The organism is Sporosarcina koreensis (genome assembly GCF_042655825.1).
Lineage (GTDB): Bacteria > Bacillota > Bacilli > Bacillales_A > Planococcaceae > Sporosarcina > Sporosarcina koreensis.
On the sequence record NZ_JBHSNP010000027.1, the window covers coordinates 1 to 23,624 of the forward strand.

Annotated in this window: 27 protein-coding genes; 4 read left to right on the forward strand and 23 right to left on the reverse strand. The window is 46.8% G+C overall.

Annotation, left to right across the window (positions count from 1 at the left end; genetic code table 11):
- From hag to ACFPTP_RS12775, 14 genes are all read right to left on the reverse strand, one after another.
- A partial coding sequence (hag, locus tag ACFPTP_RS12710; RefSeq protein ID WP_381445478.1) for a flagellin Hag occupies positions 1-792 on the reverse strand: 792 nt, incomplete at its 3' end.
- 245 nt (positions 793-1,037) lie between these two features.
- Complete coding sequence (gene csrA / locus ACFPTP_RS12715) at positions 1,038-1,259, reverse strand: carbon storage regulator CsrA (RefSeq protein ID WP_381445480.1); 222 nt, start codon at positions 1,257-1,259, stop codon at positions 1,038-1,040.
- Position 1,260: 1 nt separating this feature from the next.
- Positions 1,261-1,698 (reverse strand): flagellar assembly protein FliW, encoded by a 438-nt coding sequence (gene fliW, locus ACFPTP_RS12720; protein WP_381445482.1) that lies wholly within the window; start codon positions 1,696-1,698, stop codon positions 1,261-1,263.
- A 95-nt stretch (positions 1,699-1,793) separates the two neighbouring features.
- Positions 1,794-2,348 carry a DUF6470 family protein gene (locus ACFPTP_RS12725; RefSeq protein WP_381445484.1) on the reverse strand — a complete coding sequence of 185 codons (555 nt, stop codon included), beginning with the start codon at positions 2,346-2,348 and terminating at the stop codon, positions 1,794-1,796.
- 55 nt (positions 2,349-2,403) lie between these two features.
- Positions 2,404-3,294 carry a flagellar hook-associated protein FlgL gene (gene flgL, locus ACFPTP_RS12730; RefSeq protein WP_381445486.1) on the reverse strand — a complete coding sequence of 297 codons (891 nt, stop codon included), beginning with the start codon at positions 3,292-3,294 and terminating at the stop codon, positions 2,404-2,406.
- Positions 3,295-3,312: 18 nt separating this feature from the next.
- A complete protein-coding gene (flgK, locus tag ACFPTP_RS12735) occupies positions 3,313-4,851 on the reverse strand; it encodes a flagellar hook-associated protein FlgK (protein WP_381445488.1) in 1,539 nt (512 codons plus the stop codon).
- Between the two features lie 15 nt (positions 4,852-4,866).
- On the reverse strand, positions 4,867-5,364 hold the full coding sequence (locus tag ACFPTP_RS12740) for a flagellar protein FlgN (RefSeq protein WP_381445490.1): 498 nt from the start codon (positions 5,362-5,364) through the stop codon (positions 4,867-4,869).
- Between the two features lie 23 nt (positions 5,365-5,387).
- A complete protein-coding gene (flgM, locus tag ACFPTP_RS12745) occupies positions 5,388-5,651 on the reverse strand; it encodes a flagellar biosynthesis anti-sigma factor FlgM (RefSeq protein WP_381445492.1) in 264 nt (87 codons plus the stop codon).
- Positions 5,652-5,941: 290 nt separating this feature from the next.
- A complete protein-coding gene (locus ACFPTP_RS12750; protein ID WP_381445495.1) occupies positions 5,942-6,481 on the reverse strand; it encodes a GNAT family N-acetyltransferase in 540 nt (179 codons plus the stop codon).
- The gene (locus ACFPTP_RS12755; protein ID WP_381445497.1) at positions 6,438-6,857 is read right to left on the reverse strand and encodes a TIGR03826 family flagellar region protein; all 420 of its coding nucleotides are present in this window, start codon (positions 6,855-6,857) and stop codon (positions 6,438-6,440) included. The genes ACFPTP_RS12750 and ACFPTP_RS12755 overlap by 44 nt, the downstream gene beginning before the upstream one ends.
- 12 nt (positions 6,858-6,869) lie before the next feature.
- Entirely contained in the window at positions 6,870-7,478 is a 609-nt protein-coding gene (locus ACFPTP_RS12760; RefSeq protein WP_381445500.1) for a ComF family protein, read from the reverse strand.
- Positions 7,475-8,854 carry an ATP-dependent helicase ComFA gene (locus tag ACFPTP_RS12765; protein WP_381445502.1) on the reverse strand — a complete coding sequence of 460 codons (1,380 nt, stop codon included), beginning with the start codon at positions 8,852-8,854 and terminating at the stop codon, positions 7,475-7,477. Before ACFPTP_RS12765 ends, ACFPTP_RS12760 begins: the two co-directional genes overlap by 4 nt.
- A gap of 90 nt (positions 8,855-8,944) precedes the next feature.
- On the reverse strand, positions 8,945-9,790 hold the full coding sequence (locus tag ACFPTP_RS12770; protein WP_381445504.1) for a DegV family protein: 846 nt from the start codon (positions 9,788-9,790) through the stop codon (positions 8,945-8,947).
- Between the two features lie 62 nt (positions 9,791-9,852).
- The gene (locus tag ACFPTP_RS12775; RefSeq protein WP_381445506.1) at positions 9,853-11,088 is read right to left on the reverse strand and encodes an EAL and HDOD domain-containing protein; all 1,236 of its coding nucleotides are present in this window, start codon (positions 11,086-11,088) and stop codon (positions 9,853-9,855) included.
- Between the two features lie 133 nt (positions 11,089-11,221).
- Here ACFPTP_RS12775 and ACFPTP_RS12780 point away from each other — a divergent pair, with 133 nt between their 5' ends.
- Positions 11,222-11,998, forward strand: a complete 777-nt coding sequence (locus tag ACFPTP_RS12780) for an enoyl-CoA hydratase-related protein (RefSeq protein ID WP_381445508.1) — start codon at positions 11,222-11,224, stop codon at positions 11,996-11,998.
- A gap of 152 nt (positions 11,999-12,150) precedes the next feature.
- Here ACFPTP_RS12780 and ACFPTP_RS12785 read toward each other — a convergent pair whose 3' ends face one another.
- Positions 12,151-12,558: a flagellar export chaperone FliS gene (locus ACFPTP_RS12785; RefSeq protein WP_381445510.1), complete on the reverse strand. Its 408-nt coding sequence runs from the start codon at positions 12,556-12,558 to the stop codon at positions 12,151-12,153.
- 115 nt (positions 12,559-12,673) lie between these two features.
- On the opposite strand from ACFPTP_RS12785, the gene ACFPTP_RS12790 reads away from it, so the two are divergent.
- The gene (locus ACFPTP_RS12790; RefSeq protein WP_381445512.1) at positions 12,674-13,486 is read left to right on the forward strand and encodes a flagellin; all 813 of its coding nucleotides are present in this window, start codon (positions 12,674-12,676) and stop codon (positions 13,484-13,486) included.
- Between the two features lie 25 nt (positions 13,487-13,511).
- Here the strand turns inward: ACFPTP_RS12790 and ACFPTP_RS12795 are convergent, their stop codons facing one another.
- The 4 genes from ACFPTP_RS12795 to ACFPTP_RS12810 all read right to left on the reverse strand — a co-directional run bounded on the left by ACFPTP_RS12795 (position 13,512) and on the right by ACFPTP_RS12810 (position 16,378).
- The gene (locus tag ACFPTP_RS12795) at positions 13,512-13,796 is read right to left on the reverse strand and encodes a late competence development ComFB family protein (protein WP_381445514.1); all 285 of its coding nucleotides are present in this window, start codon (positions 13,794-13,796) and stop codon (positions 13,512-13,514) included.
- A gap of 170 nt (positions 13,797-13,966) precedes the next feature.
- Positions 13,967-14,611, reverse strand: coding sequence for a TetR/AcrR family transcriptional regulator (locus tag ACFPTP_RS12800; RefSeq protein WP_381445516.1), 645 nt, complete (start codon positions 14,609-14,611; stop codon positions 13,967-13,969).
- A 10-nt stretch (positions 14,612-14,621) separates the two neighbouring features.
- Complete coding sequence (locus tag ACFPTP_RS12805; RefSeq protein WP_381445518.1) at positions 14,622-15,650, reverse strand: ABC transporter permease; 1,029 nt, start codon at positions 15,648-15,650, stop codon at positions 14,622-14,624.
- Positions 15,647-16,378: an ABC transporter ATP-binding protein gene (locus tag ACFPTP_RS12810; RefSeq protein ID WP_381445520.1), complete on the reverse strand. Its 732-nt coding sequence runs from the start codon at positions 16,376-16,378 to the stop codon at positions 15,647-15,649. Before ACFPTP_RS12810 ends, ACFPTP_RS12805 begins: the two co-directional genes overlap by 4 nt.
- A 174-nt stretch (positions 16,379-16,552) precedes the next feature.
- Between ACFPTP_RS12810 and ACFPTP_RS12815 the strand changes: the two genes are divergently transcribed.
- Positions 16,553-17,671: a helix-turn-helix domain-containing protein gene (locus ACFPTP_RS12815; protein ID WP_381445522.1), complete on the forward strand. Its 1,119-nt coding sequence runs from the start codon at positions 16,553-16,555 to the stop codon at positions 17,669-17,671.
- A gap of 113 nt (positions 17,672-17,784) precedes the next feature.
- On the opposite strand, the gene ACFPTP_RS12820 is transcribed toward ACFPTP_RS12815, so the two are convergent.
- The gene (locus ACFPTP_RS12820) at positions 17,785-18,402 is read right to left on the reverse strand and encodes a TetR/AcrR family transcriptional regulator (RefSeq protein WP_381446061.1); all 618 of its coding nucleotides are present in this window, start codon (positions 18,400-18,402) and stop codon (positions 17,785-17,787) included.
- A 173-nt stretch (positions 18,403-18,575) separates the two neighbouring features.
- On the opposite strand from ACFPTP_RS12820, the gene ACFPTP_RS12825 reads away from it, so the two are divergent.
- The gene (locus ACFPTP_RS12825) at positions 18,576-19,760 is read left to right on the forward strand and encodes a YhgE/Pip domain-containing protein (RefSeq protein ID WP_381446063.1); all 1,185 of its coding nucleotides are present in this window, start codon (positions 18,576-18,578) and stop codon (positions 19,758-19,760) included.
- 120 nt (positions 19,761-19,880) lie between these two features.
- Here ACFPTP_RS12825 and ACFPTP_RS12830 read toward each other — a convergent pair whose 3' ends face one another.
- Genes ACFPTP_RS12830 through ACFPTP_RS12840 form a run of 3 tightly spaced genes read right to left on the reverse strand, consistent with a single transcriptional unit; the run spans position 19,881 to position 23,554 of the window.
- Positions 19,881-20,426, reverse strand: a complete 546-nt coding sequence (locus ACFPTP_RS12830) for a GNAT family N-acetyltransferase (protein ID WP_381445525.1) — start codon at positions 20,424-20,426, stop codon at positions 19,881-19,883.
- 17 nt (positions 20,427-20,443) lie between these two features.
- A complete protein-coding gene (locus tag ACFPTP_RS12835) occupies positions 20,444-22,414 on the reverse strand; it encodes a S9 family peptidase (RefSeq protein ID WP_381445527.1) in 1,971 nt (656 codons plus the stop codon).
- 60 nt (positions 22,415-22,474) lie between these two features.
- Positions 22,475-23,554, reverse strand: coding sequence for a citrate synthase/methylcitrate synthase (locus ACFPTP_RS12840; protein ID WP_381445529.1), 1,080 nt, complete (start codon positions 23,552-23,554; stop codon positions 22,475-22,477).
- Positions 23,555-23,624 lie beyond the last annotated feature (70 nt).

A 23,624-nucleotide genomic window follows, 5' to 3' on the forward strand; every position in this document is an offset into this window, starting at 1 on the left:
CGTGAACTCCATCATTTCTTTCGCCATATCAACATCTCTGATACGCGACTCAGCTGCAGTTAAGTTTTCAGAAGATGTACCAAGGTTATTGATTGTGTGTTCTAAACGGTTTTGCATAGCACCTAGTTTAGAACGCTCTGCAGAAACCATTTCAATAGCATTATTAATAGTTGTAATTGTTGCTTCTGATTTTGCTTGAGTTGTTATTCCTGAGCCCTTCAGAGTATCAATAGCTGTACCTGAACCGATCGTCCCGCTAGCTCCTAGTGTTCCAATTGCATCAGATTTCATTGAGCTAATTGATAAATTAACGCTTTGGCCACTATTTGCCCCAATGTGGAAGACCAATTCCTTATCTACACCCGCACCAGATCGTTCTCCATTTAGAAGTTTTTTGGTATTAAATTCAGTTGTATTAGCAATGCGGTCTACTTCTTCAAGTAATTGGTCAAGTTCTTTTTGAAGTTCTTTACGGTCAGTGTCTGTGTTTGTGTCGTTAGAAGACTGTACTGCTAATTCACGGGCACGTTGAAGGATAGAGTGAGTTTCGTTTAAGGCACCTTCAGCCGTTTGAATCAAAGAAATACCATCTTGTGCGTTTTTCTGTGCCATATCCAGACCACGGATTTGACCACGCATTTTTTCGGAGATTGCTAGGCCAGCTGCATCATCTCCTGCACGGTTAATTTTAAGACCTGAAGATAGTTTTTCTAGGTTTTTAGATGCTTGTGTGTTGTTAGCACCTAGTTGGCGGTGTGTGTTAAGTGCTGCGATGTTGTGATTAATTCTCATTATTATTTCCTCCTTGAGTGTTTACGGATTCACGTCCTTGTGACCCTAAGTAATTAATTGCTCACGGAGTAAGAGCCGGCCGAACTCGTTACTGCCGCTTACAATATTAGTATCGGACAAGTTTGTTAGAAGTTTAGCGTTTTTATGAAAGGTTTTGCGGGATTTTGGTTTGTTTTATGGAAAGTATTGAGGTGCAATTTAAAAAGAAAGGGATCCCTGAACAACTGTCAGGCATCCCAGTGGTTTTATTCTTTCTTTGTAAGCTGAGAAAAGAGTGTGGCATCTAATGTAAGTGCCTCTGTATTTGTCTCAGTGATTGATTGAACAAGTTCACCCCGAAGAATATCTATACTTTTCGGTGCTTCGATTCCAATTCGGATGCTGTCGCCTTTAACTTCAAGAATACGGATTTCGATGTCATCGCCAATTTTAATTGTTTCATTCGTTTTACGAGAGAGGACTAGCATATCATTTTGCCTCCTTCGGTTGACCAATTATGTGACGGGTTGTGAAACGGATGTCGTTAAGGATCATTTGTTTCGCTGTTCTGTTATTCATTTGGAAAATGAGTGGTGCTTGTAGATTGATTGTCGATGTTTCGAATGGTTGCTTCAGTGTGAGAATGCCAAGCACAAATACATCTTCTGGTCTTTCAATGTTGAGCAATTCAATTGTCGGTACATCAATGTCAAATGAATAGTCATCGACTAATGTATATGGATTTGTGACGATGAAAGCTACTGATGGTGTGTTGGAAGACTGCAATACTTGGAACAAATTGTTTTCTTCGATAGGAAGAAGGATGAATTCCTTTTCGTCTTCGAAGCCTGGAATGCCTTTTGGAAAGTTCCAAAGTTGGTCGGGTTGGATTGCGATATCGCCGTGGAATTTTGTTTGGATGTTCATGTATTTTCGCTCCTTTTATGACACGGTTTATTATTCAATAGCATAGCATGTTACGGTTTTCTTGCATAAAAAAAGAACGTGGTGGTTAACGTTCTTCATAGTCTCCAATCAATTTGGATGGAAGGGTATTGTTCCATGACACCTGTCACTTTCCCTTGAGTATAATTGTGGATCGGTTTATTGACTTGGACATTGTTAATGGCTTTTTGTGGTGTTGCGTTGATGTTTAGAGTGCCTGGTTGTAAGGACATTTGGATTTTTGTCCGGTCACCGACGAATTTGATCGCCAATTGTTTTTGTGGTGGTGTACCGTTTTGCTTAGAGATATCGGCAATTGCGCCGCCTCCGATTTCAATCTGTACCAACTGTTGGCCTTCCTGCGCTCGGCGCGCAATGCCTTCCATGAGTTGTTGCATACCGTATTGCGCGTTTTCAGCTGAACGTCTTAATGGACTTTTCAAGTCGATATCCGCACGGACTTCGGTTGTATCGAGTGATAGTTGCGATCTTGTCGACGACATTTCCAAGATGGCTGCGGGTTGTTCTTGGGTAAGTGTCGCTCTAGGTTGTTCGATTTCCTGGATTGGTTTATCGATTTGGAGCCCAAGAACACCGCGGGTAGTTTGAATTTGTAGTTGAGGGATGTTCATAAGCTTCACCTTTTGGAAAGGCGTTTGGAAACTTTCCAAACGCCTTGATGATTGATTATCTTAAAAAGTCTACTAGTGATGGTTGAATGATACGGGCACCAACAGAAAGAGCGGCACGGTGGATCGATTCATGTGTGAGCATTTCAGTAATCACTTTTTCATAGTCGATATCTTCGTTTTCGGATTGCTGTTTTTTCGCTGCGCCTTCTTGCATTTCAAGACGGTTATACATTAGTTCTGCTCGGTTGGAGCGTGCGCCGATATCTGCGCGGGCTGTTAGGAGAGCCTCCATTTGATCATCTATTTCTTTTATAGCATCGCCAAAATTGACGTTGTCATCACCATCAGTAATTCCTTTAAATAAATCATCAATTCCTTTGAATAAAGCAACCGCGTTAGTGTTGACGCTTAAGGAAACTCCATCAAACACCTCGATTTCTACGGCTTTTGAATAAGCATCCCCTAATTCAATTCCAATAACATCACCATCTGCATTTGGAGCTTTGTTAAATAGGGGCTTGTCAGTCATTGTTCCACTAAAAATGTATTTATCCCCGACCTTTGTATTTGCCAAGTCTTGGATTTGTTCTTGGAGTTGCTTTAGTTCAATCTTAATTTTCTCGCGATCTTCAGGTGTCATTGTACCTGTATTCGCAGCATTCGTAACAAGTTCCTTCGCACGGTGTAAAGCTTGGCCAACACCGTCCAGTGCATCATCAGAGCTATCTAGCCAGTTGTTAACTTCACCTAAGTTCTTCTGGTATGTGGCGACCTTGTCAACTTGCATTCGGTAGCCCATGCCTTTCATGACGACGACTGGATCATCGGATGGGCGATTTACTTTTTTACCGGAGCTGAGCTGTTCTTGGAGCTTGCCCATTTTATTATAGCTCGACGATAAGTTACGGAGCATATTGTTGGATAACATAGATTGTGTTACGCGCATTTAGTTGTTTCCCCCTTCTTATCGACCAACGACGCCCATGCCGTTGATGATTTTGTCGAGTGTTTCATCGACAACTGTAATCATCCGGGCGGATGCATTGTATGCTTGCTGGAATTTGATCATATCGGTCATTTCTTCGTCGAGTGAGACGGAACTGATGGAATCTCTACGGTGTGAGACTGCGCCTAGCAGCGTTGTTGTGTTGAATGTGAGGCGTTCAGCTTGTTGGCCTTCGACACCTAACCTCCCGATAACACCGGAGTAGAACGTTTGGACGGTCGTTTGATCTAACCCGTCTAACTTATCAAATTGAGCATCGGCTAACTTCTTTGCATTTTTGCCATTACCAACTTCCGCGCCCGTTTTAGAATCCGAAGCGGCAACTTTTTTCGGCTCTGCAACTATTGTTTTATTTACTGATAAATTACCTGCAGTTATGTTAGTTTCGCTTTCATCAGCTTTATTCACAAAGAATGCTAACCCTGTAACGCCTTCTAAGTCTGTACCATCCTTATGAACGTCGTTAAATGCAATAGCAAATTCTCGCGCCATTTTATCAAGCTCTGCAAGCATATCAGGATATAACCCTTTTCCATTAACTGTTCCATTATCATATCCGAATGAGTCAATAAGCGATTTAAGTTTACCTGAAGTCTGCATATTAGCAACTTCTAAACTTCCAACTTCAGTAGTTCCATCTAAAAATTTAAATCCTGTCATAGGTCCTGTTGGGTTTCCGTCTACATCTGCATCTTCTACCGCTAATTTCAGTGCAGATTTCCCAGTTACTACAGTTATCGGGGCACCATCCGTTTTTATTTTCACAGTCACCGTACCCTCAGCAATCGCCAGAGCACGCCCACCTGATTTTTCATAAGAAGTCTCAATCGGTACATAAGTTGACAGTTCATCCAACAACATATCCCGGGCATCATACAAATCATTAGGCATATAGCCATTCGGTTCGACTTCTGCGATTTGACGGTTTAGTTCCGCAATCTGTTCAAGCATGGAGTTGATGTCTTTCGTTGAAACTCCGATTTCCTTGCCTAAATTCGTTTGGATTTCCGATAAAGATTTATGCATGTAGTTAAATGAATCCGCCACTGCTTCCCCGCGTTGCACAACGACTGCACGTGCTCCGCCGTTTTCCGGGTTCGCTGCAAGTGTCTGCAAAGAAGACCAGAATTCGCTCAATGATTGCTGCAGACCGTACGCCGATGGTTCTGCAAGGACGTCTTCCATTTGTGAGATAGCCTTCGATCTTGATTCCCAATAGCCGAGCTTATTCGATTCCTGTCTGAATTGCTGGTCGACGAAGGAGTCGCGGATCCGTTGGATGGAGCCTGCTTCGACGCCTGTTCCGAGGAAGCCGGGCATTGTTGGGGTGTTGAGGCCGACGCCAGGGAAGCCGGCTGTTGCCTGCATGTTGACGCGTTGGCGGGAATAGCCGAGTGTGTTGGCGTTACTGATGTTGTGGCCGGTTGTATATAAGCCGGATTGTTGTGTGAACAAGCCGCGTTTGTTTGTTTCGAGTCCCATGAATGTGGAGCGCATGGTGAGTGTTCCTCCTTAGGCTTGCGAGTCGAAGTTCGGTAGGTCCTTCGTCTCTTTTCTGCCGTTGATTTCAGTTTTTGAGTAGGTAGCCGATTCCGGACGCGGGCGTATCATGTCCAGCGATAGATTCACGAATTGAAGGGATTGGTACGTCAGTTTCTGGTTCAAGTCGTTTTGCCATTTCAATTCATGAATCGCATGCAGGAGACGATCCTTCGCCTCCACAAGTTGGTTCTTTTCCGGTTCGGCTGTTGCTTCGATCAGATTGGCGATTGTCGGGTTCATCGGAACGGGACGTCCTTGTCCCTTGAGGTATGCGATGACCGCTTTTTGCCTGTCGGTGTCCATTTGGACGATAGCTGCGAGGTGAGCCTGCTCGTCTTTCATGAGCTGGTCGATACCGTTGATGTCGCCATTTTTAATGAGCGCCGTTTTTTCGTTTGCAATGCGAAGCAGGCTCTTATGCAGTTTTTCCAAGTTGGCGAGTATGGAAAGGATTGTATCTATTGACATGGAGACCCCTGCCTTCGTCTTCGTTATTTTTTGTAGTACTTAATCAGGTTGGAAGCGAGTTTTTCGGGCTCGACTTTGTAGTTCCCTGATTCGATTTGGGCTTTCAGCTGTTGTACTCGTTCGTTCCGTTGTGTTGTGATCGGTGATGTTTCGGAGAGCTGCTTCGCTTCGGAAGAGATTTCGATTTTATCCGTTTTGATTTTCGCTTGTTCCTTAGCCTGCTCCGCTTTCAGCTGGTTCGTCCTATAAGGGTTGACCGGCGGGATGTTGATTTTATTGATTTTCATAGTACTCGCTCCTTTCGTATTGCTCTTATTGTTTATTTCGGCAGATTTGTGACAACGTTTAGGGGCTTTTGGACGAAAACCGGAAATGTGCATTTTTCCTCGGGGGTCCGAGCTTATTGTTCCCTAATTAAAAGAGGAAAAAACCGACTTGGAAGGGTCGGTTTTGGCGATTTTGCGTATTTGGAGGGAGTTATGCGTGAATTTCTGCGTTTATGCGTTTCTGGAAGCGATTATGCGTACATTTGGGCGTTTATGAGCTTTTCTTAGCATTTATGCGTGATTATGGGAAGTTATGCGTTTTTCGTCAGCTTATATTGAATAAGCTGGCTCTTCTCTCCCATATACTCTTCGCTGCCTATTCTGCTTGTTTCCACGAAACCTTGATTCTGCAGCATTTTTCTGGAGCGAATATTTGTTTCATGGGTTTCAGCGATAAAATCTGTGATTCCAAGTTTCGAAGTTGCGTAGTTCATTAATCGCAATGTCGCATGATAACCAATGCCTTTTCCCCATATTGATGAGTCGCCAATTGCGATGCCGATTTCGGCGGAGTGTCCTTCTATCTTCGCCAAGTCGGCGTAGCCTATCAGCTCCCCATCGAATTCGATTCCCATTCTGATGAAGTTTGCAGCTTTGTTGTGGACGCAACGATTCCACCATTCATATAACTCTTCTTCGTTTCGATTCAACTCCCATCCATTTGCGGAGCAGAACAAGTCGTCCTTGCTCCAGCTGAGGACAGTTTCATAATCATCGATGTGCAATGGGCGTATCGTGATTGCTTCCTTATTCATCCCGTTTTCGATCGGCCAAGTACGTTCCAGTTTCACTTTTAGCGATCGCTTCCCTGAATTCCTGGGCAGCTTCGAATTGGCGAAGACCGCTTTTCAGTTCGTCCGTACAGTTGTCGCATAGTTTGCCTTTTGTCGTCAGCTTGCCACAGTTGTCGCATGGATAGCCGAGGTTCGGGAACAGTGCCGGTTGTAGGCGGCCTTTTCGCACCCATTTATGGAGCAATGTTTCGGTGACGCCTGTCACTTCGACGATCCGCTCGATTGTCGCGGCACGGTTTTCACGTCTTCTAAGGAAGCGGTACACTTCCTCGTACATTTCTTCTTCGCCGCGTGCGCATTTGGCGCAGACTTCGCGGATTCCTGTGTAATTGAAAAATTCGCCGCATGTTGGGCAGTGTCTTAATTCAGCCATGATGGCTTCCTCCTATCTTTCGGCACGGATGAGCGTGATCGCTTCCACCCGCTCAGCGCCAGCTTCCTTTAGGACGGTTGCGGCGTGGCGGAGAGTCGTGCCGGTTGTGTAAATGTCATCGACGAGTATGTAGGTCGTTTTTCGGATTTCGCTTCCATGTTTGATTGAAAATAAATTGCGCATGGCAAGCCGCTCTTCCCTCGTCTTCTCTCCCATCACTTCGTTGTTCGTCTTAATGAGTAGATCCTCGAATGGAATGCGTGCCGCTACCAACGGTTCCTCGACGTGTGCGAAAGTCCGCTCGATCTTCTTCTGCGGATGCATGGGAATAGGTACTATGATGGCATCTTTCCTTGTAAGTACCTTCCACAGTTCATTCGCGAAGACACCCGCGAGTGCAACGTCTTGCAGGAACTTGTATTGGTGGAGATATTTGCGCATTGGTTCGTTGTATGTATAGATGGAAGTGACTAGATCGACCACATCGCCTTCCTCTTTTATGTCGACACGTTCGAAGCTTTTTGAACAGCTCTCGCAAATTAAAGACGTTTTTTCGATGGCAAATAGGGACTGCCAGCTAGGGGTAGAGGCGATTTTCTGCTCGCAAAGGAGGCAATTCATGTGCGGACGCCTCCTTTGTTTAGTTTATCGATTTCGGCTTTTGCATCGTCCATCGCGTATGTGATGCCGTTATGGAACAGGATGAAATCGCCGGTCGGATAGTCTGCGGAACGACCGACACGGCCGCCGATCTGGATAAGGGCGCCTTTGTCGAAGATTTGCTGCTCGGCGCCGACGACCGCGACTTGCACGTTCGGGATTGTGATGCCGCGTTCAAGGATTGTCGTTGTGAGCAAGCCAGGCAATTCTTTATTCCGCAATGCCTGCACATGCTCTTTTCGATCTGGGTGCGAAGCGTGAACGGAGCGGATCCGCGGGTCGATGAGCTGGAATAAAGGCTCCGCCTCCTCCATTAAGCCGATATGATGGAAGAAGATGAGGAACGGTTCTTTTTTGGCGAGCCGCTGTTCCGTCCAATCGATGAGTTTTCGCGGCAGCTTCCCTTTCCGGATCTGCTTTTCGTAATTCCATAACGGGACGAATTTCGGGACAGGCAATGGGTGGCCATGGTAGCGTCGGTTGATGATAGACACGTAGCCCGTCCGTTGTATTCCAGACAAAAGTTTGTCTGAAGGTGTCGCTGTGACGTAATGTACAGGAAAGCCCGGTTTGACCGCTTTCTTAACAGCTCTCTGCAATGTTATATCCGCCTTGTACGGGAAGGCGTCCGCTTCGTCGACGAAGACGGCGTCGAATGCGTGCCGGAATCTGTACAGTTGGTGGGTTGTCGCGAGGACGAGCTGGGATGCTTCCATCGTCGGTTGGGCGCCACCGTATAACGCTTCGATTTTCGTTTCAGGGAATGCTGCGCTTAGGCGTGGTTCAAGTTCATGGATGACATCGACACGGGGAGCTGCGATGCAGACGCGCTTTCCTTCTGTGAGCAGCTTATGGATTGGTGGAAAGAGAATTTCGGTCTTCCCAGAGCCGCAAACGGCATAGATGAGGTGGGATGCTCGTTTTTCTTGGCTCGCGGTCAGTTCATCGGATGCTTTTTGCTGATGCGGGGTGAGGGTGCCTCGCCAAGCGATTGTGTGGTTCGTCGGGTATTCCGGCTTCTCGCCGTTCCACACGATGAGTTCCGTGCAGGATGAAACGCGTCCCATTTTGAGACAGTGCCTGCAGTATGTGCACGGTCCTTCGCATTTTGCACAGTTGAAAGTTGTGAACCGTGTTGGATCGTCGTTTTCACAGCGGTTGCAGAATTTGCGCTTTTGATTGAAGAAGGATGGTTTTGATTCGATGCCTTTGATCGTTTGAAGATGGCCGTCTCCAATCAACGCGTTGATTTCTTCGCACGGAAAAGGGGTGTGCATGCGCAACCAAATGCGGCCGTCCAGGAAATCACGGATGGCCGGATTGAATGGCTTTGTCATGTTCACACCCCCACTTTTGTTATTTGTTGTTGTACGCGGTTGGATATTGGTTGATTCAAACATAGGTCCGCGCTAAATGTTTTTGAGCACTTAGCCTCTTCGCTTTACCCATCCAAGCCCCATTGAACCTTCGCCTAAATGCGTGCCAATCACTGGTCCGAAGTGACTGATGGTAAATTGAACATCCGGCATGCGCTCCGCCAACTCCACTTTCCAAGCTTCCGCTTCCTCAGGCTGGTTCGCGTGGATGATGGCTGCTTCTAGCGGCATATTTTCCGCGTCTTCTGCGAGCATATCCGCAATCCGTTTCATCGCTTTTTTGCGTGTGCGGATCTTTTCGAACGGGACGATCACTTTGTCCTGGAAATGGAGGATCGGCTTCACTTGCAGCAGACCGCCGATCAGTGCTTGCGCGCTTGATAGTCTGCCGCCACGCTGCAGATGCGTGTGGTCGTCCACCATGAAGTAGGCGCGCATTGTCTTTTTCATTTCTGTGAGCTCGGCCATAATGGTGTTGGGAGTGGCTCCTTCTTTCGCCATTTCCGCTGCCCGGATGACGTAAAATCCTTGCATATAGCAGGACAGTTCCGAGTCGAAAGCACGGACGTCGAAGCGTTCCGTCATTTCCCCTGCTTGGACGGCGCCTGCGAATGTGCCGCTGATTCCGCTGGATAGATGGATGGAAATGATGGCGTCGTGATCCGATTTCAACGACTCGAACAACTCGACGAATTTTCCGACGGGCGGCTGTGATGTTTTCGGCAACGGTCCATCCCCACGCACTTTATCGTAAAATTCTTCCGACGTCAGATCGACTTCCTCTTCATATGCTTGTCCATCGATTGTCACTGTCAACGGGATGACGTGGATATCAAGTTTCTCCACTATGTATGACGGCAAATATGCCGTGCTATCAGTTACAATTGCTGTTTTCAAAACTATCAACTCCTGCATCATATTCTACTTGAAATGCAGGTGAAATGAAAAGCCCTGTGAGCTCATCTTTCGAGCTGCCGCGCCCACAGGTTCGCTTTGTTGGAGAAGGCGACGATCTCATTCTTTGAAACGCCGAATCGCTTGCCAATTTCATCGATATTCTTCATGTCAAATCGCTCTGTAGCGATGGCAAGCTCCAAGTATGGCGTCAGGTCGGTCTTCTTGCCTTGTAAGGTTTCCGCCACTTCATCGGAGAACGGGAACATTGGAAGGATGTCGTTCCAGCTGCGCTTCATGATGGCGTCGAGCAATGAAAACAGGCCGACGAAGAAATGTTCATCCCCGGTCGGATAACCCGTACGGACTGCGACGAGTTCGCACATTTTCGCGCGCGACATCGAATAGGAGACAAGCGCCTTGATGCGTCCGCTCGATGAATGGTCGCTAATATCCTGAAGCATCAAAATCCGCATCCACTTCCGCAGTTCGCGCATGCCGATCAGGATGACCGCCTGTTTGACGGAGGTGACGCTTTTCGGGACGCTGAAGTTCATCGTGTTGATGAATCGCAATAGTTTGTACGTCAGTGAGATGTCCTGGAGTATGAGATTTGCGACTTCATCGATGTCCGGGTTGTTTTCATTCAGCTTGCTGATGATCTGCATATACAGATTGAAGTTCGCAGGAATCTCGACGCCTTTGATGATCTCCGGCTTTGCGAAGAAATACCCTTGGAACAGGTCGTATCCGTTCCGCTTGGCAATTTGGTACTGCTCTTCCGTCTCGATCTTTTCCGCAAGCATCTTGATGTGCGGATATTTTTTAATGAACCTTTCGATGACCCGTCTGCCCTTTTCGTCGACTGCAAGGAAATCCACTTTCACGTAATTGATCAGCTCGAAGAGTTCGTTATGTAATGCATACTGGTCCTGCAGGATGAAATCGTCGAGCGCAAGCTGAAATCCGTCCTGCTTGATTTCCCGGATTCTCGAAATCAGCGAAGGCGTGATTTCCACGTCCTCTAAAATTTCAATGACGACATATTCCGGCTTCAATCTTGAAAAGATGTCCTTGATGAGCAGTTCACCGGAAAAGTTGATGAATGACTTCGATTTTCCTGAGATCTGATCGACGCCGATCGACAGGAAAGTATTGACGAGCAGTTGGATTGTCGCTTGTTCCGGATCGATCTCCGGAAAGCGGTTCTGTTCACTATTTCGGTACAGCAATTCGTATCCGTAAATGCGCCCCTCGCTGTCCAAAATCGGCTGCCTGCCTACAAATACCTGTGACTCCATTTTCCCACCTCACAATGAAAATAGTATATCAGACCCAGTCCTCTTTTACTACCAATTTTCAAACTATTTTAATAGCGGTTGATAAGAAAAAATGATATGTTGTAAGAAAGTTAATGGAAATGGGGGATTCGTTATGCAAACACTTATTTTTGAACAAGTTGGGCATGTCGCGAAGGTGACGCTACATAGGCCGGAAGCGATGAATGCTTTCAATTACGATATGCTGTCGGAGCTAGGACAAGTGCTCGAATCGATCCGCATCAATCCGGATATCCGGGTTGTCATCTTTACGGGGTCAGGGGAACGTGCATTCAGCGTGGGGGCTGATTTGAAGGAGCGGCGATTGCTGACGGATTCACAAGTGAAACGGAATGTCTTTAAAATCGGTGAAGTGTTTTCGATGGTGGAAAATTTGCCGCAGCCGACGATTGCGATGATGAACGGCTATGCATTCGGCGGCGGAATGGAGCTGGCGCTTGCCTGTGACTTCAGATTCGCGGCCGATTCCGCGGTAATGGGGCTGACGGAGACGGGGCTTGCGATCATCCCGGGAGCTGGTGGAACGCAGCGGCTGCCAAGGCTGATTGGTGAGTCAAAGGCGATGGAGCTCATTTTGACGGCGAGGCGGTTGAAGGCAGATGAAGCGCAGCTGTATGGCATGTTGACGGGTGTTGCTCCTGCGAATATTTTGCAGGAAACGGTGGATCGTTTTGTCGAAGAGCTTCTCGCGAACGGGCCGATTGCATTGCAGCAGGCGAAGTTTGCGATTAAGCAAGGCATGAACGCCGATTTGCAGACGGGTCTTGCAATCGAGCGGAAGGCGTACGAGTTGACGATTCCGACGGAAGACCGGTTGGAGGCGCTTGCGGCATTTGCCGAGAAGCGGAAGCCGGAGTTTAAAGGGAAATAATGTTGGGATGTCCTGGAGATGGCGAGTTCTCGCTACTTCCCAGGACGTTTTTTTTATTGGGAATGAGTTCTTGTTCATTCCCGAAGAGTTCTCGTTCATGCGCAAAAAAGTTCTCGTTCAAAGAGCTCTCGTTCTCCACCATAATCCCCCGTTCACAGGCGGTCCGTCGTGAAATTCCTGCGGCGCGTTACTTGCTTGGCGACTTGCCATGACGCGATTAACTGAACAGTCATTTCCTTAAGATGATCAAGCAGTTCGTCCGTTTTAGTCATATGCGTCTGGACGAGGCATTGGTTCATGTGGAGGTAGATCGTCATGAGCCGGTCGCTTCGTTCGGCTTCGTGGTCGGTTGTTGTCATGAGTTCGAACAGGAAGTCCTGCGCCTTTTGCAGTGTCCGGTCGCGTTCGTCGGTGTCCCCTGCCTCGATCGCCTGCTTGCATAGCTCGATATTTTTCTGGAGTTCATTGAGCAGGAGAAGGACGTATTCCATCATCGATAATGTGGAGGCGCTTGCTTCTTTGTAGATTTGGATGGCTTTTTCGATGTCTACGGTTGTCAATGTGGGTGCCTCCTGTCGCTTTTTCTTTTGTATCGGCTTTTTTCTGTTCATTTCAATTGTTTTTGGCCGATATATAGAGGGAGATAATGATGAAAGTTGGAATTGGGGTGATGGAATGCGTGTTTTGAGCGGCGAGCATATTGCGGTTTCGGCGAATCGGTCGATGCGGAATGCTGGGCAGATTGAGAAGAGTTTGTTGAAGCTCGGAACGGGAACGAAGATTGCGAAGGGCAGCGACAATGCTTCGGGTCTGTCGATTTCGGAGACGATGCGGGCGCAGATCCGCGGGATTTCGCGGGCGCAGAGCAATATGCAGGACGGGCTTTCTGTTCTTGAGGCTTCGAATGAAGGGCTGAATAATGTGAATGGCCTGTTGCAGCGGGCGCGTGAGCTTGCGGTGATGAGTGCGAATGATACGCTGACGGTGAATGACCGTGCGGCGAGCCAGGTGGAACTTGACCATCTATTAGGTGCTGTCGATGATACGGCGACGAAGCTTGAGTTCAATACGAAGAAGATTTTGGGTCAGAATGGTTCGTTGACGCTGCAGGTAGGGGCGAATCCCGGGCAGCAGATGCAGATCACGCTTGTGGATGTCAGTTCGAAGGCGCTCGGACTTGAAGGGGCTTCTTTGGAATTGCGGGACCTTGCAGATAAGTTGATTACGAAGATTGATGAGGCAATCAAGACGGTTTCCGGGCATTTGACGCGGATCGGCTCGAATATGGAGGCGGTCGAGCATCATTTGACGAATGCGTTGACGTTCGAGAATAATTTGACGAAGTCGCTGTCGTTGCTTGAGGATACGGATATGGCGAAGGAAATGATGAATTTCGTCAGTCTGGATATCCGTCAGCAAGGGGATCATTTGCTTGTGAAGCAGGTGAATCAGAATATCCATAGTGTGATGTCGTTGTTTTCGAAGTGAGTAGGCGAATGGGATTTCTCCCTGCCTACTCTTTTTTTGCGTTTTCGCAGCGCGGGTTTGCGGAGACGATGCGTGCCGCTTTGACGACCGTGGAGAGGATGTTTGTGGCGCCTTGCCGGTCGGCGACGTGTTCTGCACGGATGACCGGACTTAGTTTATCGTTCACGATATAGCGCGGTTGGAGTTGGTTGAGCGCAATGGCCATGATGTCGTCTTTGCATCGGTCACAATGGCATGTGAGATGGAGTTCATTTTCGTATTGTTGGAGTACGCCGAGGACGACTTCTTCCATTACGTTGTATACTGGCATGTTTCGTAACCCCCTGATGTGGAGTGATTCTATTTATCGTACCATTACTAGGAAATGTCTGGAACTGTAGGAAAGTTGTATTATTACGTAATGACTTTATGCCTACTAGATTGATTTTATGAGCCCTTACGTTTGATTCCAACAAAAAAAGAAGGTCGGAACCTTCTTTTTCATTCATCCGGAGTGAGCCCTTTTTTCAGGAAGTGGATCATTTGATTGATTTCCTCTTCATCGTTCCACTTCGGATTGATGATGTATTTCGCGGCGAAATAGCCCATGATTGTCGAGGCGGTGAGCCGGATGACGGTTGTTGCTGGCAGTTGAACGATTTGGCCTTTCGATTGGTAATGCCCGACGATTTGGATGAGTCGGCTGACTACCTTTTTACCGATATGCTCGATGAATTGCTCGCGCAGTTCCGGGTGGAACGGGATTTCCTGAAGAAAGATCTGGACGACCTTCAAGTTTTTCTCGAGGAATTCCTGGCGGTTTATGATCATCGCGCGCACGAAATCTTCGAAGCGCTCAAAGTCTTTATCAAGCACTTTATTCAAGTCTTTGATGATGATTGGGCCGAGCATTTTGACCATCATCGGTGTGACGATGGACAAGAGCAGGTCCTTTTTCGTTTTGTAATGGCGGAAAATCGTGCCTTCCGCGACGCCCGCCTTTTTGGCAATTTCATTCGTCGATGTAGCGGCGAAGCCTTTTTCTGCAAACATTTCTGTCGCTGCGACGAGGATCTTCCGCTGTTTGTCTGTCAGGTTGTCGTCTTCCTTCAGCATTTCGTCGAGCAGATTGATTTCTTCCGTCATGACGCCCTCCTTATATTTTGCGATACTTGCGCAGCACGGTGATGTTTATTGCGATGAACAGCAGGCAGAACCCTACTAAGATGAGCAAGTTTGTAATGATGTCGCCGATACCTGCGCCTCTTACCATGACGTTGCGCAACGCTTCCGCTGCATAATAGAGAGGTGTCAAATAGCCGATCCAGCTAAGCCATTCGGCGATCGTTTCCAAGTTGAACAGGCCGGAAAAGAACACTTGCGGCACGACGACGATCGGGATGAATTGCATCATTTGCAGCTCGTTATGCGCGAATGAGGAGAGCAGGATGCCGAGCGTCAATGCGGTCATCGCAAGGATGAGGATGATGAGGAGCACATAGATGAAAGCCCCTTCCATGACCATGCCAAGTACGTAGATTGCGTACGCTGTTATGATTGTAGACTGGATTGTCGTGAAAAGTCCAAAGCCGACGACGTAGCCAGCGACGATTTCCCATTTGCGCAACGGGCTGGCGAGAAGCCGTTCGAGTGTGCCCGTCGTCCGTTCACGCAGGAATGAAACGCCTGCAATGAGAAAGACGAAGAAGAACACAAAAAATCCAAGCAGGACTGGTCCGAAATAATCGAACTGTCCCATGTCGCTCGAGCCGTGCAAGTAGTCGACCGTCAGTTCTGGCATATCGGCGACTTGTGGAGGTTTCGGCAATGCGTTTTGCAGCCATTTCATCGTAGCGCCTGTGACGCTTGGGTCGCTTCCTTCGACGACGATGGACGGGGAATTGCCTTCGATTTTCAAATAAGCGTCAAGCTCTTGAGCTGCAAGTTTTTTCTTGGCTTCCGCTTCCGTATTGAAGGTTGTTACTTGCGCTCCTTCCGTATCGATATGGTCGGAGAGCATTTCCGGAATATCGACCAATCCGATTTTTGGGGTGTACTCGTCGCCGTTGAAGACGAAATAAAGCATCGTCAGCACGAGGATTGGCGCGAAGATAAGCAGCCCAATTGTGCGTTTGTCCCGGACGAGTTGACGGAGGATCCGTTTCACCAATGCCATCACTCTCATCGTTCCACACCTCCGAAGACGAGGAATGCTTCCTCGATTGTTGCTGAGTTTGTCTGTTCCTTCAATTCGGTTGGCGTGCCGACCGCAATCAGTTTTCCATCACGGATTAAACCGAGCCGATCGCATTTATCGGCTTCGTCCATGACGTGGGTCGTGACGATGAGCGTCTTCCCTTGCGCCTTCAAATCCGTGAATGCATTCCAGATGCTTTTCCTGAGAACCGGGTCGATTCCGACAGTCGGCTCGTCGAGGATGAGCAGTTCCGGTTCATGGAGTAGTGCAATTGCGAGTGAAAGTCTTCTTTTCATTCCACCTGAATAGTTCGATACCAGTTTTGTAATGTCGCCGGAAAGCTGGACGAGCTCCATCACTTCATTAATGCGCTGCGCTTGTTTCTGCCCTTTCAATCCGTACAGCTCAGAGAAGAATTGAAGATTTTCCTTTGCCGATAGTTCCTCGTATAAGGCGTCCGATTGCGCCATATACCCGATCCGGTTGATGAGATTCAGGGAAGGCATTTTCTCGTGGAATAAATGATTCTCCCCTGCCGTTGGTTCGTCCAGTCCCGCAAGTTCCTTTACGAGCGTTGTCTTTCCAGCACCGGATGGTCCAAGCAACCCGAAGATTTCCCCTTCGTAGATGTCCAGGTTGATGTCTTTCAGTACGTGGTGCTTGCCGAAGCTTTTGGAGACGTTGCGAATGGAGACACATACTTCGCCTTCGTTCATGGATGGTCACCTCTTCTTTCATAATGAGTGAGTACTCACTTTATTGTAATCTATGAAAAAGATTTTGCGAAGTGAAGAATTTGTTTTTATCTGACATCTTTTCTTAAAAGCAAGGAATGCTTGCTAGATTTCCCTTTCGAATCATGGGAAAATTCAATTAAGGAGATGATGGGTATGAATCTTGGGGAAAAATTAAAACTCAGGAGAAAGAAATCAGGCCTTACACAAGAGCAAGTTGCCACGGAAATGAATATCACGCGACAAACATTATCGAATTGGGAAGTCGATAAAAATTATCCCGATATTGACTCTATAATTTCTCTTAGCAAAATTTATAATCTCTCGTTGGATGAACTGTTGTTAGGAAAAATACATTTTAAAGGAGAGTCTGTTATGAGTAAGAAACTTTCGGTAGAGGAAATCAAGACACTGATAAAAACACATTATCCAGATGCAAGCAATGTTAAGGAACTGACTGGGGGCTTGGCTTCACAAACGTACCTATTTGAACAAGACAACGACCGTTTTATTTTTCAAGCAGGTAATCTTAAAGGCTTTCAAAAAGAAAAGTTCATTGATAATGAACTCAAAACAATTTTGCCTGTCCGTCATGTAATGGAGATTCACCAGACAGATGACAAGGTAGTCTATTCCATAGCCGAATTTATTGAAGGCGACAAATTGTTTGACCTCAACAGCCAGCAATTACTCGACATCGTCCCGGCTGTCTTGCAAACATTCGAAACGTTGGAATCCATTGAAATAGACAAGGAAGGCTATGGCTATTTTGATAGCACAGGAAATGCTTCCTATCCAACATGGATCGATTTTATAAAGGCGGCTTACAACAATGACATTTATAATTGGTCGTCATTAGAGGAAAAAGGATTGGATTCTGACGTTGTGAAAAATGCCATTCAAGAGTTGAAGTCCCATATAAGCTGCATCACTTCCACCAAAAAGCATCTTGTCCATGGTGATGTAGGCTCATACAACTTATTGGCCAAGGATGACCAAATAACAGGCATCATCGATTGGAGCCTGGCATTGTACGGAGACCATTTATATGATAAAGCGAACTTACTGTTTTGGAATGAAGATAAATTACAGCCACTCATTAAGGAAGTAAAAAAGAAATACATTACCTCCGATGAAACGAAAGAAGTAATTTACTGCTATATGCTTCGGATTGGACTCGAGGAAATCTATAACACAGTGATTCTCAACGAAGCAGGCTATGACATTGAATGGGTTGCCAATCGATTGAATGAAATTTCGAAAGGGTTTTTATAACTTTTGAAGGAAAACTACACGGAATAGAAGCAAAAAAGGTTGCTTCACATATAAAGTGTGGCATTGGAAAGCACCTATATTACTTAGGTACTTTCCTTTTTTTCTTTAGCGATTTACTTTTTCAATCCAGCTGCATAGAATGGGCCGTTAACCGATATGGTTGAAAGGATTTGAGCCATTTCTTGAGGAGATTCTTTTCTCCCGCTATTTAACCATTGCTGAATTACTCCTATATGAGCTGACGCCATGTAAGAAATTAAATAATGTCTTGGAACTAGTAATTTTTCCTCCGTAATAAATGCATTTGGACTGTTTCCAAATATTGTTTTCCCTACAAAGTCTTTCAGTTTTGTTTGGAATGATAAATCCCCTTTTGGACCTAACACAGCTTGCATAAATCCACTATTTTCATTTAGATATTCGAAAATGGAGATAGCAATAGTCAGTGGTGTCGTCGGACTGGTGTTTGCTCCAAATTCGGCAAGTGCATCCGGAAATTTGTGTCTCACAATTCGATATATTTCTTGCATGATTTCTTCTTGGCATTTAGTCATTAAATCAAATTTATCCTGATAGTGTGCATAAAAGGTACCACGATTTATATTTGCTGTAGTTGTAATATCTTTCACCGTAATTGCTTCAAAGCCTTTCTCTTCTATTAACTGAACTAAGGCATCTCGGATCAATCCTTTTGTCCGAATGACACGTAAATCCTTGTAATTGTCTCGCACTTTATTCTCCCCTTTCATTTTAATCAACACATTCATGAAATGCGTCTTATAACCGACATATCAGCGATTTCTGATCATTGTATAAGACATCTTCCATGCATATGATAGTAGTGAAAAACAAACAACGTGTTGTTTATTATTATGACTCATAGTAAAGGAGGAGTAAAATGCAAATGTTGAAAAACAAACTTTTTCTTTTATCACCAATTGTAGCACTCGCAGTTATTTTTGTTTTTTCATTAACATTATTTCCGACCGTCCAACCTCAGCCGAAAAATTTGCCTATTGCCATTGTGAATGAAGATCAAGGTGTAGAAATTCCTGGTCAGCCAAAAATGAATATGGGAGAAGGCATTGTTAACAGGATGCAAGAATCATCCAAATCAGAAAAGGATCCCGCTGTTAAATGGGTGGAAATAAAAAGTGAAGTCGCAGTTCAAGAGGGATTGGATAATCAAGAGTACTATGCAGCGTTAGTGATTCCAAAAGATTTTAGTGAGAAGCAAGCATCGTTACAGACACCCGATCCTTCTTCACCCGAACTACGTATTTATATCAATCAGGGAATGAATATGGCGGCGTCAAACGTAGCGGGGCAACTATTGAATGGAGTAGTTGACAATATGAGCAATACTGTTCGCACACAACTACTAGAAGGATTTGAATTACAAGGGATCCCATTGACAGCAGAACAGGCTTCTATTTTAGTAACGCCTATTACCAAAAAGGTGATTACCGTAAATGAGGTCGGACAAAATAGTTCGAATGGGAACTCTCCTGTTACCCTGTTCCAACCATTATGGATTGCCAGTATGGTCAGTGCTGCGATCATCTTCTTTACTATTAGTAAAATGCCAATCGGTACCCGTAAGGAGAACCTTGTGATAAAGATCACACAAATCTTGATGGGTGCAGGAATAGCCCTTGTAATTGGGTTTGGTCTAACTTGGATAGCACATGGAATGGTAGGATTAAGTATCCCGGATTATATGGATACAGCTATATTTTTATCCATAACTTCCTTTAGCTTCTTCTTAATGATACTCGCTGTACTTTCTTTAGTTGGTATTCCGGGTATCGCCGTCTTTGTGTTAATGCTTTTCTTCGGAGCACCTTTATTGGCACTGGCACCTGAAATGATGTCTCCATTCTATCAAGATTGGATCTACTCCTGGTTGCCGATGCGCTTCATGATAGAAGGGCTTCGTGAATTGTTCTTCTTTGGGAAAGGATTAACTTGGAATACCCCTGTTTCTGTTCTTGTTTGGATCGGGTTAGTAAGCATGTTAACCATACTAGCTACTGCTTTAAAACGTAATACAGTAAAGGAACAAATTTCCGAGGCAACAGCTGAATAATTAAGTAAAGGAAAAGCCGTTTCTCTACTAGTGAAACGGCTTTTCCTATTGGTGTAGAAATTACATGTGCGTAAATTAAGGCGCATTAGTTAGGAGCTTTTCACACGTGCTTGCTACCTCTCATTTTGCTTTATGCGCTTCCCATTCTTCGCGCAGCATACCCATACGAATCGAGTCGTAGTAGACGCCGTTCCAGTAGCGGACTTTTCGGATGCGGGCTTCCATTGTCAAGCCGAGCTTTTCGGCGACACGAATCATCCGTTTGTTGCCGGACCAGGTTGTGAGGCCGACGCGGACGAGCGGCATTTCGTTGAATAGATGATCGATCCACATTGTGAGCGCCTTTGTTCCGTAGCCGCCGCTCCAATATTTCGGCTCGTAGATGAGGATGCCCATCTCAAGCCAGAGGGACGGCTGGTGCTCCCAGTAGTAGCTCACCATGCCGATGAGCTCGCCGCCCACTTCGATGGCCCAATAATCCTTTACTTCGACAATTTGGTCTTTCTGTTCCAGAAACGCTTCGTACGTCATCGTTACATGTTCGTAATACGGTGCGTCCCATTTCTTCCATTCGGGGTTCTCCTGTTTGAATGTGAATTCCCACATGCGCTGCAAATCTTCTTCTTTTATTGGACGGATCGTAACGCCGTCAAGTGTATACGTCAATCAAACTCCTCCGGTTCTTATAGATACTTATCGAACCAGCCCGTAATCTCGTTCAATCGCTCGACACGCAGATTCGGTACGCCGGTCCGCGATAGATTGTGGTCTGCATCCGGGAAGCGGACGAATTCCGTCTCTTTCCCCATGCTCTTTAATGTAATATATAGCTGCTCCGCCTGTTCGATTGGGCAGCGGAAATCTTTTTCCGAATGAAGGATCAATAGTGGCGTCTCGACGTTTTCCGCATATTTCAATGGAGAATGCTTCCATAGCGTTTCAACGTCCTTCATATCCGCGGCGATTTGCCAGTCACTGAAGTAATAGCCGATGTCGGATACGCCGAAGAAGCTGATCCAGTTGCAGATCGAGCGCTGCGTGACCGCCGCTCTGAATCGGTTCGTATGGCCGACGATCCAGTTCGTCATGAAGCCGCCGTAGCTGCCGCCCGTAACGCCGAGTCGGTCTGCGTCAATCCACTCATTTTCCGCCAATACATAGTCAACCGACGCCATGATATCCTCATAGTCGCCCCCGCCATAATCGCCGCGTACCGCATCGACGAATTCCTGGCTGTAGCCGTGGCTGCCGCGCGGATTGATGTAAAGAACGCCATATCCTTTGGCGGCAAGCAGCTGCATTTCATGGAAGAACGTGTTGCCGAACATCGCGTGCGGTCCACCATGGATATCGACGATAAGCGGATATTTCTCCCCTTCTTTGAAGTCTGCCGGTTTCATGAGCCAGCCGTGCACATCCCAGTCTTTCACGCTTTTGAAGACGATCGCTTCCGGCTCAACGAGTTTGACTTCCTGCAAATACTCTTTATTGAATGAAGTGAGGGCTTCCCTTTCGCCCGTTGCAATCGTCAGTTGATAGATTTCGCCCGGATTCACAGGATCGCTTACAGCGACGAGCGCGAAATCGCCTTCTCCGTTCACTGCGTAGCCGTAAACATGCTCATCTTCAGGCGATGCCGGGTACATTTCGCCTTCCAGCGTCGCGAAATAAAGACGGACATCTCCCATCGAGGAGAGCTGGAAGTACAAGTGATCGTCCTTCGTCCAGACTGCAGCCGGCGCGCTTGCCCCTTGCTGGTGGTCCGCAACGGTATAATCGCCAACCGGTGCATCGACGCTTTCCGTAATATTGAGCCGGTTGCCGCGTCTCGTGTCGTACACGTACAAACTGCTGTGCGTTGCATTCTGGAACGTGCGGTCCGACCCAGCGAACACGATATAATTGTCGTCGAACGAAAATGCAGCACCGCCGTAATAGCCTTCTTCATCAACGATGACTGTCTCTTCCTTTGAATCGACATCGACCAGATGGAGCGGCTGACGGAATTCCCAGTCCAGATCCTCGTTCCGGTTCACACCGATGACAAGCTTGCTGCCGTCATGCGAAACTGCCTGCAATGTATGCTGGTGATTCCCTTCCGTAAATTGCGTCACTTCTTCCGTTTCGATGTCGATGACGCCGACCTGTTTGAATGCATCCTGCGGCACTAAACCGACGCCATCCATTTTGTACTTCATCTTCGTTACTCGGACGGGTTCCGGCTTTTTCTTCTCATCCTTCTCCTCTTTGTCCGTGAATGTCTTGCCTTCCTTTAGAGAGGCGTCAAACCAGATTTTCGTTCCGCATGGCGACCATTCAAAGCTCGATACGCCTTTTTCGAAGGATGTCAGCAGCTTCGCCTCGCCTCCGCGGGCGGATAGAATGTACAGCTGATTTTTATCGTCGCGATTCGACAAAAAAGCGATCTGCTTGCCGTCCGCCGACCATTTTGGCGAGCTGACGCGGTGTTTACCGTGCGTCCATTGCGTCGTTTCTTTCTTCTCAAGGTCGATGTGGTACAAGTTCGCGATGTATTTGTTTTCCTCTTCGTCGATATGCGTTTTGATGAACAGAGCTTCTTTTCCGTCAGGCGAAAGCCGCGGGTTTGTGACGGATTGCAGTTTGAATAGATCATCTGTCTGTAGGTTTCTCATGGGAATTCCCCCTTCTTTTTTCTATTCTACATATTTCGACAACCGGAGGAGTTTCCCCTTTTAAATTTCAAACTTTTTTCCGACGTACACGGATTGTGGCCGGAAGATCGTGTTGTCGCTCAGTTGTTCGATTGCGTGCGCCGTCCATCCGACCATTCTTGCCACGCTGAATGTCGGGGTGAATAGTTCGGGCGGCATTTGGATCGCACGCATAATGGCGGCAGCGTAATATTCGACGTTGGTGTAGAGTTTTCGTCCCGGCTTGTATTCTTCGAGCAAGGCGATGATCTCTTTTTCGGCTGTAGTCGCGAGATCGAGCCAATTGTCTTTTCCGGTGAGCTCTGCGCATTTATCCCGTAATAAGATCGATCGTGGATCTTCGGTTTTGTAGATGCGGTGGCCGAAACCCATGATCCGTTCGCCGTTTTGCAGTTTATTTAGGATAACAGGACGGATGTTTTCTTCTGTTCCGATTTCTTCGAGCAGTTCGATGACCGCTGAAGGGGCGCCGCCGTGCAATGGACCTTTCATCGTTCCGAGCGCAGACGTGACAGCCGCTGTCAGATCGGATTCCGTGGAAATGGTGACCCGCGCTGCGAAAGTCGAGGCGTTCATGCCGTGCTCCATTGTCAGTTTCAAGTATGTTTCAAGCGCTTCGACATGGACATCGGCCGGCTTCGTTCCGGTGAGCATCCATAAGTAGTTGGCGGTATGGGATAGTGCCGGATCGGGTTCGATGACAGGAAGTCCGTTCACGTTCCGATAGTGTCTCGCGATGATGGTCGGGAGCGCCACGGTCAGATGGCGCGCTTGCTGTTCGATCGGTTCATTCGTGAATTCGTTGTGCGCGTATGCCGAAATTGCAGTTCGCATCGCGTCCATGATCGGCGTTTCGGGCGGGAGGGCGTCGATGATTGTTTTTACGTGTGCAGGCAGTTCCCTGCCTTCCTGAAGAGTATATGATTCGTTTCGTTCCGGTAATTTTTCATTCCATAGAAAGTGCGCAATTTCCTCGAATGAATGATTTGTGATCAGCTCGCCGACTTGGACTCCGCGGTATCTCAGCTCGCCTATATCCCCTTCGACTGAGGCAATTTTCGTGTGTACTGCAACGACATCTTTCAAACCTTTTTGAAACATAAGTCATTCCTCCTTTTCTTCAGTATAAGAGGAAGGTATAATTAGGTAAATTAAATGTTTTGGAATGATT